This is a genomic window from Acetobacter fabarum (assembly GCF_022483405.1).
In the GTDB taxonomy this organism is placed as follows: Bacteria; Pseudomonadota; Alphaproteobacteria; order Acetobacterales; family Acetobacteraceae; genus Acetobacter; species Acetobacter fabarum.
The window spans coordinates 2,673,925-2,688,983 of record NZ_JAKVNI010000001.1; the positions used below are offsets into that span (position 1 = coordinate 2,673,925).

Annotated in this window: 11 protein-coding genes; 10 read left to right on the plus strand and 1 reads right to left on the minus strand. The window is 61.9% G+C overall.

Annotated elements, in window-relative coordinates; translation table 11 throughout:
- Window positions 1-11: 11 nt before the first annotated feature.
- From gltX to LKE65_RS12495, 10 genes are all read left to right on the plus strand, one after another.
- On the plus strand, window positions 12-1,418 hold the full coding sequence (gene gltX, locus LKE65_RS12450) for a glutamate--tRNA ligase (RefSeq protein WP_095349043.1): 1,407 nt from the start codon (window positions 12-14) through the stop codon (window positions 1,416-1,418).
- Window positions 1,411-2,352, plus strand: a complete 942-nt coding sequence (locus LKE65_RS12455; RefSeq protein WP_025827260.1) for an aspartate carbamoyltransferase catalytic subunit — start codon at window positions 1,411-1,413, stop codon at window positions 2,350-2,352. The genes gltX and LKE65_RS12455 overlap by 8 nt, the downstream gene beginning before the upstream one ends.
- Window positions 2,349-3,641, plus strand: a complete 1,293-nt coding sequence (locus LKE65_RS12460) for a dihydroorotase (protein ID WP_086645282.1) — start codon at window positions 2,349-2,351, stop codon at window positions 3,639-3,641. Before LKE65_RS12455 ends, LKE65_RS12460 begins: the two co-directional genes overlap by 4 nt.
- On the plus strand, window positions 3,638-4,282 hold the full coding sequence (plsY, locus tag LKE65_RS12465; RefSeq protein WP_095349045.1) for a glycerol-3-phosphate 1-O-acyltransferase PlsY: 645 nt from the start codon (window positions 3,638-3,640) through the stop codon (window positions 4,280-4,282). Before LKE65_RS12460 ends, plsY begins: the two co-directional genes overlap by 4 nt.
- A 33-nt stretch (window positions 4,283-4,315) precedes the next feature.
- Window positions 4,316-5,530, plus strand: a complete 1,215-nt coding sequence (gene dprA, locus LKE65_RS12470; RefSeq protein ID WP_278741568.1) for a DNA-processing protein DprA — start codon at window positions 4,316-4,318, stop codon at window positions 5,528-5,530.
- Between the two features lie 29 nt (window positions 5,531-5,559).
- Window positions 5,560-8,307, plus strand: coding sequence for a type I DNA topoisomerase (gene topA, locus LKE65_RS12475; protein WP_278741569.1), 2,748 nt, complete (start codon window positions 5,560-5,562; stop codon window positions 8,305-8,307).
- Window positions 8,308-8,310: 3 nt separating this feature from the next.
- On the plus strand, window positions 8,311-10,365 hold the full coding sequence (locus LKE65_RS12480; RefSeq protein WP_278741570.1) for an RNB domain-containing ribonuclease: 2,055 nt from the start codon (window positions 8,311-8,313) through the stop codon (window positions 10,363-10,365).
- Window positions 10,355-12,121, plus strand: a complete 1,767-nt coding sequence (locus LKE65_RS12485; RefSeq protein WP_278741571.1) for a S41 family peptidase — start codon at window positions 10,355-10,357, stop codon at window positions 12,119-12,121. Before LKE65_RS12480 ends, LKE65_RS12485 begins: the two co-directional genes overlap by 11 nt.
- 8 nt (window positions 12,122-12,129) lie before the next feature.
- The gene (locus LKE65_RS12490) at window positions 12,130-12,471 is read left to right on the plus strand and encodes a DUF1491 family protein (RefSeq protein WP_086645387.1); all 342 of its coding nucleotides are present in this window, start codon (window positions 12,130-12,132) and stop codon (window positions 12,469-12,471) included.
- A gap of 130 nt (window positions 12,472-12,601) precedes the next feature.
- Window positions 12,602-13,834, plus strand: coding sequence for an OmpA family protein (locus tag LKE65_RS12495; protein ID WP_278741573.1), 1,233 nt, complete (start codon window positions 12,602-12,604; stop codon window positions 13,832-13,834).
- A gap of 93 nt (window positions 13,835-13,927) precedes the next feature.
- On the opposite strand, the gene cysK is transcribed toward LKE65_RS12495, so the two are convergent.
- Complete coding sequence (gene cysK, locus LKE65_RS12500; RefSeq protein WP_086645275.1) at window positions 13,928-14,914, minus strand: cysteine synthase A; 987 nt, start codon at window positions 14,912-14,914, stop codon at window positions 13,928-13,930.
- Between the last annotated feature and the right edge of the window lie 145 nt (window positions 14,915-15,059).

The window sequence follows — 15,059 nt, forward strand, 5'->3', positions numbered from 1 at the left end:
AGAAGCGCCCCATGACGACCATCCGCACACGCTTTGCTCCGAGTCCGACAGGCCTGCTGCATATTGGCAACGCCCGCGCAGCCCTGTTCAACTTCCTCTTTGCCCGTCACCATGGCGGTCAATTCCTCCTGCGTATTGAAGATACCGACCGCGAACGCTCCACCCAACAGGCCGTAGATGTTATTTTTGCGGGTCTGGACTGGATGGGCATTACGCCGGATGAGGAACCCGTCTTCCAGTCCTCGCGGGAGGCACGCCACCGCGAGGTTGCACTGGAACTGCTTGAAAAAGGTCTGGCCTACAAGTGCTACTGCACGCCAGAAGAACTCAAGCAGATGCGCGAAGACGCCACAAAAAATGGCCTGCCCCCGCGCTATAACGGCCTGTGGCGCGACCGCGACCCGGCAGACGCGCCCGCAGGTGCCCCCTACGCCATCCGCATCAAGGCCCCGCGTGAAGGGGATGCGGTTATTGATGATCTGGTGCAGGGCGAAGTCCGCGTGGCCAATGTGGAGCTGGATGACATGATCATCCTGCGTTCCGATGGCACCCCCACCTACCAGCACGCCGTGGTGGTGGATGACCACGACATGGCCATTACCCACGTGATCCGTGGTGATGACCACCTGACCAACACCTTCCGCCAGGCCATGATCTACCGCGCCATGGGCTGGGACCTGCCGCGCTTTGGCCATCTGCCGCTTATTCATGGCCCCGATGGCGCCAAGCTTTCCAAACGCCATGGCGCGCAGTCCGTGGTGGAATTCCGCGACATGGGCTACCTGCCCGAAGCCCTTTGCAACTACCTGCTCCGTCTGGGCTGGGGGCATGGGGATGCGGAAATCCTCTCGCGCGAAGAACAGATCAAGCTGTTCGACATTGATGGTGTGGGCCGTGCGCCCTCGCGCATGGATTACGCCAAGCTCGACCACATCAACGCCGTATGGCTGCGGCAGGCGGATGACGTGCGCCTGACGGATGACGTTATGGAACGCCTGAAAAAAGTTGAAGGCGTTAATGTGGACGAAACCACCCGTGCCCGTGTGCTGTCCCTTATGCCCGGCCTTAAGGAACGCGCACGCACACTGGTTGAACTGACCGAGAACGCCGCCTTCCTTGGCCGCCATGTGCCCCTGCCCATGAACGCCAAGGCCGAAAAGCTGCTCACCCCCGAAGGCCGCGCCCTGCTGGGTGAACTGGCGCGGGATCTGGCCGTGGTGGAACCCTTCAGCCCCGAAAACATAGATGCCGCCCTGCGCGCCTTTGCCGAGCGTGGTGGCCACAAGCTTGGTCAGGTTGCCCAGCCACTGCGCGCGGCCGTAACCGGCTCCAACTCCTCCCCCGGGATTGATGCCACGTTGCAGGCACTCGGCCGGGATGAAACACTGGCCAGAATAGGAGCCGTTCTGCATGGCTAGCTTTCCCGGCCGCCACACCCGGCATCTGCTCGGGCTGGAGGGCATGACGCCAGACCAGATCGAGCCGCTGCTGGATCTGGCCGAGAGCTATGCCCTGCTCAACCGCTCCCGCAAGGTCCCGCGCGATGTGCTGCGCGGGCGCACCTTGATCAACCTGTTTTTTGAAGACAGTACGCGCACGCGTACCTCCTTCGAACTGGCAGGCAAGCGGCTGGGGGCGGACGTGATCAACATGTCCGTCGCCCAGTCCTCGGTGAACAAGGGGGAAACCCTGCTGGACACCGCAGCCACCCTTAATGCCATGCGCACGGACCTGCTGGTGGTCCGCCACTCCCAGTCCGGTGCGCCCGCCCTACTGGCGCGCAAGGTGGAAGCCTCGGTCGTGAATGCGGGCGATGGCATGCACGAGCACCCCACGCAGGCTTTGCTGGATGCGCTGACCATCCGCCGCCACCATGGCACTCTGGGGGGGCTTAAAGTCGCCATCTGTGGGGATGTCGCCCATTCCCGCGTGGCGCGCTCCAATATTCATCTGCTCACCACAATGGGCAGTTCCGTGCGCCTTGTAGGCCCGCCCACACTGGTGCCGGGCAACCTTGGCCAGCTTGGGGTGGACATCCACCACAGCATGGAAGACGGCCTGCGCGATGTGGATGTGGTGATGATGCTGCGCCTGCAGCGCGAGCGCATGTCCTCCGGGCTTATTCCCAGCGCGCGCGAATACTTCCGCTTTTTTGGTCTGGACCGCAGGCGGCTGGATCTGGCGCACAAAAACGCGCTGGTCATGCACCCCGGCCCCATGAACCGGGGCGTGGAAATTGACAGCTCCGTTGCCGATTCCGACCAGAGCGTTATTCAGGAACAGGTGGAAATGGGTGTGGCCGTACGCATGGCCGTTCTGGACCGCCTTACACGCAGCAGGCAAACGCCATGACCACCGTTGTTTTTGAAAATGTCCGCCTGATCGACCCTGCCTCCGGGCTGGACCAGCCCGGACGCCTGCTTGTGCGCGACGGGCAGATAGCCGGCATAGACAAACCCGGTGCAGAAGGCAGGCCAGAAGGTGCCGCCCATGTGGATGGGCAAGGTGCCGTGCTCTGCCCCGGTCTTGTGGACATGCGCGTGGAAATTGGTGAACCCGGCTACGAATACCGTGAGACCATAGCCTCCGCCACCCGTGCTGCCTCTGCCGGGGGGATTACCACCATTGCAGTACTCCCCACCTGCAAACCCGCCATAGATAACCCAGCTCTGGTCCGGATGCTCCGCGCCCGGGGGGAGGAAACCGGGGCTGTAACCATTCTGCCCTATGGGGCCCTGACCAAAGGGTGCGAAGGCAAGGAACTGGCCGAAATCGGCCTGCTACACGAAGCCGGAGCCGTGGCCTTTACCGATGGTAACCGCGCCATAGACCCTTCCCGCCTTATGCGGCTTGCTCTGGCCTATGCCAGCGGGTTTAACGCCATGGTGGTGCAGCACCCCGAAGACCCATCCCTTGCCGGGTCAGGGTGTGCCACATCTGGCGCACTGGCCACCCGCCTTGGGCTTGCGGGCATTCCCACGGCGGCCGAATCGATCATGATCGCGCGGGACATCCGTCTGGCGGAACTGACCGGGGGACGCCTGCATTTTGGCCATGTCTCCACGGGAGAAGGGCTGGACCTGATCCGTCAGGCCAAGGCGCGCGGGCTGAACGTGACATGCGATACAGCCCCCCCCTATTTTGACCTGAACGAAAACGCGATTGGCGATTTCAGAACCTACGCCAAGTTCTCCCCCCCCCTGCGAAGTGAGGAAGACCGGCTGGCCGTATGTGCCGGGCTGGCCGATGGTACGATTGACGCCATTGCCTCCGACCACCACCCGCGGGATGCGGATGACAAGCGCCTACCCTTTGCGCAGGCCGCTACCGGGGGCACGGGCATGGTGACGCTGCTGGGCGTAACCCTTGCGCGTGTGCATGATGGCACGCTGGGTCTGCCACAGGCCCTTGGCCTGCTGACCTACCGCCCCGCCAGCCTGCTGGGCGTGGAAGCCGGAACACTGGCCGTAGGGGCCATGGCCGACCTGTGCCTGTTTGCCCCAGAGCAGAGTTGGCTGGTAACAGCCGGCAAGCTCCCCGGTCGTGCGCAGAACACTCCATTTGACCGCCGTCCGCTGGAAGGCCGCGTACTGGGCACATGGAAGGCTGGCCAGCGCGTTTATGAGGCAGACGCGGCATGAGCGGGCAGCTTCCCTCCTACGTGCTGTGGCTTATGGCGGCCATGGCGTTCATGGGTTACGCACTGGGGAGTGTTCCGTTCGGGCTGATCCTGACCAATCTTGGCGGTGCGGGGGATTTACGCAGCATCGGCTCGGGCAATATTGGCGCGACCAACGTACTGCGCACCGGCCGCAAGGACCTTGCCGCTGCAACGCTGGGGCTGGATGCTGGCAAGGGGTTTCTGGCGGTTCTGATCGCATGGGTCATGACCTCACCCGATTATTCCGACCACACCGCATCTCTTGCGGCCCTTGCGGCGGTGGTGGGGCACTGTTTCCCCGTTTTTCTGGGCTTTCGGGGGGGCAAGGGCGTGGCCACGGGGCTGGGGGCACTGCTTGCCCTCTCCCCCATTACCGGGCTGGTCGGATGTGCCGTGTGGCTAGGGGTTGCCAAGCTCTCCCGCATTTCCTCCGCCGGGGCGTTGGCTGCCTTTGTGGTCATGCCCGTTGTTATTCTGGCCCTGTATGGGTTTTCCTTTCAGGCCAGCCCAAAGCCCATGGCAACGCTGCTGATCAGCCTGCTGGTCATTGCCCGCCATCATGAAAACATTGCCCGTATCCTGCGGGGGACCGAGTCCCGCATTGGTCAGAAAAAGGACTGACCGGCCTTTGCGCCGGTTGCTCCACCCTTTCGCATGAGCAGCCTGTATGCTGCCCTGCGCCTTGCGCGGACCGAACAGGTTGGCCCGCGCACATGGCAGCGGCTGGTCGCGCAGTATGGCACGCCAGAGGCGGCACTGTATGCCCTGCCGGGTCTGCCCTCCAGAGGGCGCACACGCCCCAGCATTCCCCCGCGGGACAGCATTGAGCGCGAAATTGAGAACACGCTGGCCCTCGGCGGGCAGTTCCTGACCCTGCTGGACCCGCACTACCCACCCCTTTTGCGGCATATTCCCGATGCCCCACCCGTACTGAGCATTCTGGGCGACCCCGCCTGCCTGAGCCAGCCGGGCGTTGGCATTGTCGGGGCGCGCAATGCCTCGGCCCAGGGGTTGCGGCTGGCCGAAAGTCTGGCCACGGAGATAGCCGACTCCGGCCTGACCGTTATTTCCGGTCTGGCACGGGGGATAGACAGTGCCGCCCATCATGGCGCGCTTTACAAACAGGGCCTGACCGTTGCCGCCATAGCAGGCGGGCTGGACTGCCCCTACCCACCCCAGAACACCGATTTGCAGGCACGCATTGCCCAAATGGGCGCAGTTGTTACCGAGGCTCCCCTTGGCACCGCCCCGCAAGGCCGCCATTTTCCGCGCCGGAACAGGCTTATTGCAGGGCTGGCCCTTGGCTGTGTGGTGGTGGAGGCAGCCCCCCATTCTGGCACGCTGATTACGGCACGCATGGCCGCCGATTACGGGCGGGAGGTCTTTGCCGTGCCCGGCTCCCCGCTGGACCCAAGGTGCAGAGGCAGCAATGATCTGCTGCGCAAGGGGGCCATTCTGGTTGAGCGTGTGTCCGATATTCTGCCCCATATTGCCGTAACTCCACCCCAGAACCCGCCTTTGGCCCTGAGCCGCACAAAATCCACGCCTGACCTGTTTGCATCTCTTCCCCCCTCCGCCACCACAGGCACGGAGTGGAAGGATTTTAAAAATTCACAGCAAAAACAAAGCCTTGTGCACACAGCACCGACCTTGCCAGCACAGCAGCATGCAGCACCCACCCCTGCCAGACAGCTGCTTGATCTTCTGTCCTTTACACCCATAGCTGTTGACGATCTTATAAGGCGCTGCCAGTTCTCGGCTTCTGTCGTTCTGGCCGCGCTCACCCAGCTTGAGCTGTCAGGTCAGGTGACCACCTATCAGGATGGTCGCGTTGGGCTAACTAACGGGCAGGCAGAAACGAGTAGGTAAGTGCTGCTTCCGGGCAGGTCGGAGAGAGTATGACTGACGTTGTTGTGGTCGAGAGCCCAGCCAAGGCTAAAACGATCAACAAATATCTGGGCGATGGCTACACGGTGCTTGCATCGTTTGGACATGTGCGCGACCTCCCCCCCAAAGATGGGTCCGTCCTGCCTGATGACGGCTTTGCCATGAAGTGGCAGGCCGATGAACGCGGCACAAAGCAGGTTGCTGCCATTATCAAGGCGCTCAAGGGTGCCAAGCACCTCTACCTCGCCACTGACCCGGACCGGGAAGGGGAAGCCATTTCGTGGCATGTGCGCGCCATGCTGGAGGAGCGCAACGCGCTCAAAGGCGTGGACGTGCAGCGTGTCACGTTTAACGAAATTACCAAAAGCGCCATCAAGCACGCCATGGCTCACCCCCGCGAGCTTGATCTGCCGCTGATCGAGGCTTATCTGGCCCGCCGCGCGCTGGATTATCTGGTAGGCTTTACCCTCTCTCCCGTTCTGTGGCGCAAGCTGCCCGGCTCGCGCAGTGCTGGCCGGGTGCAATCCGTTGCCCTGCGCCTGATCTGCGAGCGTGAGGCCGAGATCGAGGTGTTTAAGCCGCGGGAATACTGGAGTGTAACCGCGTCCCTGCTCACGCCGGGCAACGCACCCTTTACCGCACGCCTGACGCACCTGAACGGCAAAAAGCTCGACCAGTTTGACCTTGGCAATGCCGAGCAGGCCGAAGCCGCCAAACGCGCGGTGGAAGCCGAGGAACTGAGTGTCCGCTCCATTGAGCGGCGCAAGGTCCGGCGCAACCCGCAGCCACCCTTTACCACCTCCACCTTGCAGCAGGAGGCATCGCGCAAGCTGGGCATGAGTGCCCAGACCACCATGCGTACCGCCCAGCAGCTCTATGAAGGCATGGAACTGGGGGGGGAAACCGTCGGCCTGATCACCTATATGCGAACCGATGGTGTAACCATGGCGCAGGAAGCCATCCACGCCATTCGCGGGCATATTGGCAGCAAGATTGGCGCGGACTACGTGCCCGCCCAGCCACGCCATTACACATCCAAGGCCAAGAACGCGCAGGAAGCGCATGAGGCCATTCGCCCCACGGATATTTCCCGCACCCCCGAATCCATGGCGCGCTACCTCAACAACGATCAGCGCCGCCTGTACGAACTGGTGTGGAAGCGCGCCGTAGCCAGCCAGATGGAATCGGCAACGCTGGATCAGGTAGCAGTAGATATTGCCGGCCCCTCCGCCCAGACCGTGCTGCGCGCCAATGGCTCGATCATTACCTTTGACGGTTTTCTCAAACTCTACCGCGAAGGCCGTGATGATACCGAAAAAGCTGCGGCGGATGATGAGTCCCGCATGCTCCCGCCCATGCATGAGAAAGACCCCCTCAGGCGTGAAGACGTAGAGGCAGAGCAGCACTTCACCCAGCCGCCCCCGCGCTATTCCGAGGCATCTCTGGTCAAGAAAATGGAAGAGCTGGGCATTGGTCGGCCCTCTACCTACGCATCCATCCTGACCGTGCTCCAGGACCGCAGTTACGTTCAGCTGGAAAACCGGCGCTTTGTGCCCGAAGCCCGTGGGCGGCTGGTAACTGCATTCCTTGTTTCCTTTTTCGAGCGGTATGTGGACACGGGCTTTACGGCCAGTCTGGAAGAACTGCTGGATGATATTTCGGACGGTCAGGCCCAGTGGAAGGAAGTTCTGGCCTCCTTCTGGCATGACTTTTCCAAGGCGGTGGGCGACACCAAGGAACTGACCATTACCGATGTGCTGAACGCACTGGACAAGGACCTTGGCCCCTTCTTCTTCCCCCCCCGTGCAGATGGCTCGGACCCGAGGCATTGCGCTGCATGTGGTACGGGGCGGCTTGGCCTTAAGCTGGGGCGTTATGGGGCGTTTATTGGCTGCTCTAACTACCCCGAATGCCAGTTTACCCGCCGGCTGACAGCCGAAAGCGCTGAAGATGGCGATGGCAGCAGCACGCTCAAGGACGGTATGCGCCTGCTGGGCCAGCACCCGCAAACCGGCGAGGATATTACAGTGCGGCAAGGCCCGTGGGGCCTGTATGTGCAGCAGGGCGAACCCGACCCGGCGGACAAAAAAGCCAAGCCCCGCCGCGCATCCCTGCCCAAAGGAATGGATGGCGCCAGCATAACGCTGGATCAGGCGGTTGGCCTGCTCTCCCTCCCCCGCCTTGTGGGCCTGCACCCTGAAACGGGCGAGCCGATAGAGGCCGGTCTGGGCCGGTTTGGGCCATACGTCAAAATGGGTGCGGTTTATGGCTCGCTCGACAAGGATGATGATGTCCTGACCGTGGGGCTGAACCGGGCGGTTGATGCGCTGGCCAAAAAACTGGCTTCCATCCGCAATCTGGGCAACCACCCCAAGGATGGCGAGCCGGTTATGGTGCGCAAGGGCCGGTTTGGGCCATATGCCCAGCACGGGCAGGTGGTTGCCACCCTGCCACGCGGCACGGATATGGACGAGGTCACTCTGGACGAAGCCGTGGCCCTGCTGGCAGACAAGGGCAAGCCGCTCAAGGCCAAGGCCGGAGCCAAAAAAGCCCCAGCCAAGAAAAAAGCGGCCACAAAAACCACAACTGCCAAGGCCACCACAAAAACACCGGCCAAAACTGGCACCAAAACGGCCACCAAGAGTACGACCAAAACCACAAAGGCCAAAGCCGCCGCCACACCGGAAGGCGAAGCCGCACCAGCCAAACCCAAGGCCCGCAAGGCCACCACGACAACGCGCAAAAAAAAGGCTGAATAACCCATGTCTGGCAGGTCTGAAGTTGCTGCCCTTCCTTCCAGCGCAGCACTTCGGGCCTTCCTGCTTGGCGGGGTTACCCCCGTTGGGCTGAGCGACATTTTGCGCGCATTTGACCGCCCGATCCGCGACAAGGCACGCCTGAAGGCCATACTGCACACCATGGCGCTGGATGGCAGCCTGCTTGACCTGCCCGCAGGACGCCTGAAAACCTCCATCGGGCTGCCAGAAACCGCACGGGCGCGCATAACCCATATCCGCCCCGACGGTACCCCCTGCGGCATACTGGCCGATGACCCCGCGGCAACGCCTGTTGTTCTCAACACCCGCGCCCCCGACCTGCACCTCCCCTTACCCGGTGATCTGGTTCTGGCCCGCCTGCGCCCCGCCTGCGGTGCCCGCCGCAGGGAGGCCCGCGCCGAACGTGTACTGGCCAGAACGGGGGAGAGCCTCTCCTTTTCCCGCGCACTTGGGGAGGATGGCGCGCCAGTGGAACGGTTATGGGCCTGTAACCCGCAGATTGCAGGCACGTTCGCGCTGGCCACACCAGAGCAGCATGCCCTGCCCGAACCGGGGGAGGTTGTTCTGGCGACCTTGCGCTCCATGCCAGATGGCACACTGGCGGTGGATACCCCCACCCCTTACGGCCGGGCAGATACCGCAGGCATGGCCAGCGCGCTCAGCCTGCTGACACACGCCATTCCCACCCGTTTTTCCGCAGCAGCGGAGCAGGAGGCCGCGCGCGGAGCCGCACAGGCCACAGCCCTGCACAACCAGCCCGCCCCAGCCGACCGGCACGACCTGCGCGCTCTCCCGCTGGTTACGCTGGATGACGAAACCGCACAGGATTATGACGACGCCATATGGGCAGAGCCGACAGACACGGGTTTTCACCTTGTCATCGCTATTGCCGATGTCAGCCACTACGTGCCAGCCGGTTCGGCGCTGGATGAGGAGGCCCGCTTACGGGGCACCTCCATTTACCTGCCCGACCAGACCATACCCATGCTGCCACTGGACCTGTCGGCCAATGCGTGTTCGCTCCTGCCCGGGCAGGACCGGCTCTGCCTGTTTGCCGATATTCTCATCACCCATGACGGCCATATGCAGGATGGAACAATCAGGCGCGGGATCATGCGCAGCGCAGCCCGGCTGAGCTACCGCGATGCACAAAGCGCGCTGGACGGCAAACCCCTGCCCCCGGCCCACCCCATACACACCCTGCCGGCAACATTGCTGCAAACCCTTATGGCCGCGAGTAGTGCGCTCAATAACGATGCAACCAAACGCAATGCCATGCGTTTGGATGAAGATGCCTGGGTCGTTACCTTCCACCCCGACGGGCAGCCTGCTGCCTTTTTACCGCGCGAGCGCCTTGCAACCCATGATCTGGTTGCCAGTTTCATGATCGCGGCAAACACGCTCGCTGCCCGGATTGCGTATAAAAACCGGCTTGCGGTTCCGTTTCGGGTGCATCCCGCCCCTACGGCCACACAGCCACGCCCGGCAGCACGCTACAGTGCCGTAGCTGGCCGCCATAACGGGCTTGGCCTGCCATTATACACCCATTTTACCAGCCCCATCCGCCGCTATGCCGACCTGCTGGTACACAGAGCCATAAGTGCTTGGTGCATGGAGCAAAATCCCCGGCAGGAGGGCACTCCATCTGTGGCCTGCGCGCCACCATGGGAGCAGGATCATGCATTGGTGTCCCACCTTAATTTTACCGAGCGCCGGGCCGGAAAAAGCGTTCAGGACTGCCAAAATCGGCTGGCGGCGGCCTTTCTGGTTCCCGACATAGGGCAAAACGTGAACATCCATGCCACCACAACAACACGGCATGGCCTTTGCGTGCGATTGACGAAAACAGGAACTCCGTCTTTGCTGCCGTGGTCTGCTTTTCCGGATTGCGCAAGGATGAATGACGACTCGCCGTACGGTGGCATTGCCGCCCGCTACACGCCCCTTATCCAGAACGGGGCACTGCCTGTGGCAGTTCTGCTGGCAACCTGCCCGGCGCGTGGCGTGTCCGTACTGGCGTCCCATACCCATGCGCGCTGAACTTCCCTTCCGCGGTTATGTCCGGGCCATAGTGCAGCACCAGTTGCTTGTGCCCGGCGTTGTGCTGGCCATTCTGCTCCTGTGCCAGCCCGCCACCCTGCATGCCCAAAGCAGCAGCGGCGGGCCTGTGCCCAGCCCACCGCCAGCAACGCCCCAGCCCGCGGCCCCAGCCCCCAGCGCGGCCCCGGCAGTTGAGGCTCCCGCCGGACCTGCACCCACCAGCCCGGCACCTGCTCCACCAGCCCAGCCCGATGTACCCGCGCCCCCGCCCCCCCCTGTGGTGGACATGCAACTTGTGCATTCGGTCATTGCCACGGCACTGGAGTTTTTAGGCCCCCGTACGCTTGAGCCCCATAGCAGCCGGGATTTTACCCTGTGGGGGCTGGGCTGCCTGACGGCTCTGGACCCTACGCTCACCTTCGATTCCCGCGGGACAAACATCCAGCTCCTTGCAGGCCCGCAGCCCCTGCTCTCCCGCCCGGCACCACCAGCGGACAGCGTGGATGACTGGGCCAGACTGGCCACTGATTTTCTGGAAGCCGCCCGTACCCATTCCGCCGCTGTGCGTTCAGCCGAGCGGGATGATCTGTTGCAGGCTTTTTTTGATGAACTGTTCAACCATCTGGACCCCTACTCCCGCTACATAGGGCCATCTTCCGCCAGTACGGACCGTGAGGCCCGCACCGGTGGGGAGGCCGATGCAGGCATTACTCTGGCCCAGAGCGGGCAGCATATTGTTGTGTCCGCCATTAATGCAAACGGCCCGGCATGGACTTCCGAAATTGATACGGGGGACCGGATCATAGCTGTTAACGGCCAACTAACCGCCGGGCAGTCCATTGCCACCGTTACGGACTGGATTCGTGGGCCAGAAGACAGCGCCCTTGTGCTGCGTCTGCTCTCCCCCGGGCGGCGGCGCGCACATACGGTTACGCTACGCCGCTCCAAAGTGCCGCCAGAAACCGTATTTGCTTTTGCCAGCGGCCCTATTGTGGTGCTCCGTGTAACCGCTTTTTCCTCCGATACGGCGGAGGAGATGAGCCAGTATCTGGACCAGGCCACACAGGACAAGAACCTGCGCGGCCTGATTATTGACCTGCGCGGCAACCGGGGCGGTGTGCTGCAACAGGCCGTAACCGCCGCAGCCTTGCTGCTTGACCACGGCGTGGCCGCCGTAACCAGCGGGCGGGACCCGCAATCCAACCATATCTGGGCCGTGCAGGGCGGGGATATGACCAACGGCCTGCCCATTGCCGTTCTGGTGGATGGCCGCACCGCCAGTGCTGCGGAAATTCTGGCAGCGGCTCTGGCCGACCACCGGCGCGCCGTGGTGATCGGCAGCGCAACTCTGGGCAAGGGACTGGTGCAGACCGTGGCGCAGCTCCCCGATGAAGGCGAACTGTTTGTCACGTGGAGCCGGGTCATCGCCCCCCTGCACTGGCCGTTGCAGGGGCTGGGCGTTATGCCCCAGATCTGCACCAGTCTGGGGGAGGCGGATACAAACCACGCGCTCCACACGCTTGCCAGTGGCAAACTGGCCAATCAGGCGGCCATAACGGCTTCCCGCGCGGCGCGTTACCCGTTGAGTGTTCCCAGTATTCTGGCCATTCGCAAGGCATGCCCTGCCGCACTGGGCAATGACCGCGACATCAGCGTTGCGCGTGACCTTATTAACCACCCCGCATGGTACAAAACCGCCATTACCGCCATTCCTGATGATGTGGCCGCCGTACCCCAGATGTCCGCTGCACCATGAAGGATGACATGACCCCTCCCCCCCGCCTGCGCACGGACCTTGTAGCGCGCGCACTCATCCGTCAGGCCGGGCTGGATGGCCGCTCGGCCATGCTGCTCCGCAGGGGCGACCCGGATGCTGGTGGTATTCTGGTAATATTACTCGGCCGTAACGGAGACGGTGTGGTACTCACCCAGACCCGCACACCCGAGGGAGAGGCCGCGTGGATGCGTGGCACAGGCACAACACCCGTAAACGCAGAACAAATTCAGGCCTATGTTGACCGGCAGCTCAAATACGACCCGGACCTGTGGGTGCTGGAGGTTGAAACCGTGGACTTCAGCCCTCCGTTTGAAGCAATACTGATCTGACAAGAAAGGTAGGTATTGTGGCTTAACCCACACGCCTGCGGTATTTATGACGCATAAAATCCACAAGTTTGGGAAAACTCTGGCTTCTGCCTGTTGCGTCATACACAACTTTACAGCAAAGAAGGCAGGCATGTGTGCCCTCGTACCATCCAACGCCATACGTGATGTATCGCACAACCTTTGCCACAGCAGGGAGAAGACCATGAAGCCGCGCCGTATACTGCTTGCGCAAACGCTGCTTTCTGCGCCGCTTGCGGCTGGCCTCCTGCTGTCCGCCGTTTCAGCGCATGCGCAGCCTGTTCAAGGCCTGTATATTGCCGGTGAAGGGGGCGGGACCCTCAATCAGGATCAGCGCGTCAGAAGCACGCCCAACTTCCCCGACGGTCGGGACCGCTGGAAGGCTGGCGCGGTTGGAATCGGCTCTGTGGGCTGGGGGCTTGGCAACGGTTTTCGTGTTGAGGTCGAAGGCAACTACCGCAGCATGGACTATAACCGCCTTGTGAACAGCAACGTGACCACAAAAGGGGATGGCCGCCGCCAGACCTATGGCGTTATGGTTAATGCCCTGTTTGACCTTGATATAGGCAAACCGTGGCTGTTCCCTTATTTCGGGGCTGGCGTTGGTTATGGCTGGACCTCCACCACGGCATCGCTCGTGGGGCATAATGCTTCGGGTGGCACCACCATGCAGCGTATGGGTGGCACTTACGGCAACGCCACCTATCAGGGCATTTTTGGCCTGTCCTTTCCCGTTCCCTGGGTTGTCGGCCTGTCTGCCACGGCGGAATACCGGTTCTGGACCATGTTTGGCCCGCAGTCCCATGGCGTGACCTCCACGGGGGATATTGGGGGTACACAAGCTGTTATTGGCGGAAGCACCACCTTTAACGGCACCCACAAGACGGCAACGGACTTCAACCATTCCATGATGCTGGGCCTGCGGTATGAGTTTAATCCCGCACCCCCGCCACCGCCGCCAGTGGCCAACACCCCGGCCCCGGCTCCGCAGGCCGCACGCAGCTATCTGATCTTCTTTGACTGGGACAAAGCCGACCTGACCGACAGGGCACGTTCCATTGTGAACGAAGCAGCACAGGCCGCTACCCATGTTGCCCTGACCCGTATTACCGTGTCGGGCTATACGGATAACTCCTCTGCCCATCCGGGCCAGAAGGGGGGCGAAGAATACAACATGAAGCTCTCCATCCGCCGCGCAACGGTTGTTAAGGCCGAGCTTATGCGTGATGGCATTGCAGGCTCCACCATTGATATTCATGGTTATGGGGACACGCACCCACTGGTGCAGGCGGCCCCCAATACCAAGAAAGCCCAGAATCGCCGGGTGGAAATTATCTTCCGCTAACAGACAGGTTTTTCCCCTGCCTTAAAAAAGCCCGCCCCAATATGAGGCGGGCTTTTTTATACCCAGAACAACATAGCCAAAGCCGGAAAGAGCTTACAGCCCCGAGAACAGGGAGGTGGAGAGGTAACGCTCGGCAAAAGAGGGGGCTATGGCAACAATGGTCTTGCCTGCGTTTTCCTTTTTATGGGCCAGCTGCAAAGCCGCATGCAGCGCAGCGCCGGAGGAAATACCAACGGGAATACCATCAATCCGCGCGCAGCGTCTGGCAGCCGCAATGGCCTCACGCTCAGAGACAGTCAGCACCCCATCAAGCGATTTAAGGTGCAGTGTTGCCGGGCAAAAACCCGGGCCAATGCCCTGAATACCGTGGGGGCCGGGTTCATCCCCGTTCAGGATGGCACTTTCCGCCGGTTCCACACCAAAAACCTGTATGCCCTTGCGCCGGGGCTTGAGCGATTCCGCAATCCCGGTTGCGGTTCCACCCGTACCAACACCGGCAACAACAATATCGACCTTACCTGCCGTATCTTCCCAGATTTCCTCTGCTGTGGTGGCGGCATGCACGGCGGGGTTTGCGGGGTTGTCAAACTGGTCGGGCATCCACGCGTCGGGTGTTTCGGCCAGAATTTCGTTCGCGCGGGCAATGGCTCCTGCCATGCCAAGGCGGGCGGGGGTCAGTTCCACCTGGGCATCCATCAGCCGCACCATGCGCCGCCGCTCGATAGAAGCACCTTCTGGCATGGTCACGATCAGCCTGTAACCCCGTGCAGCGGCCACAAACGCCAAGGAGATGCCCGTATTGCCCGATGTGGGCTCCACCAGCAGGGTGCGGCCGGGTGTAATTTTACCCCTGCGCTCGGCATCAAGCACCATGGCTGTGCCGATTCTGTCCTTGACCGAGCCGAGCGGGTTAAAAAATTCCAGCTTGAGCAGAACCCGGCTTGTCAGCTTGTCTTCCTGCATGATGCGCGGCACGGCAACCAGAGGGGTTCCACCCACCACATTCAAAACCGAGTCGTAAACTCTCCCACGAGGCGCTGCAAAGCCGTAACCCTCGTTATCGTGCGTTGTTGATGGCATTTGGTCCCTACCTGAACTGTTTAAATGTTCAACTGTCTTATAATACGAATTTACAACGTAGATAAACAGCCATTCCCCTGCTATAAGCACTCAACACAGCAAAGCTGGCACATCATACGCCAGACCGTAAGCCAAGCAGGAAGGA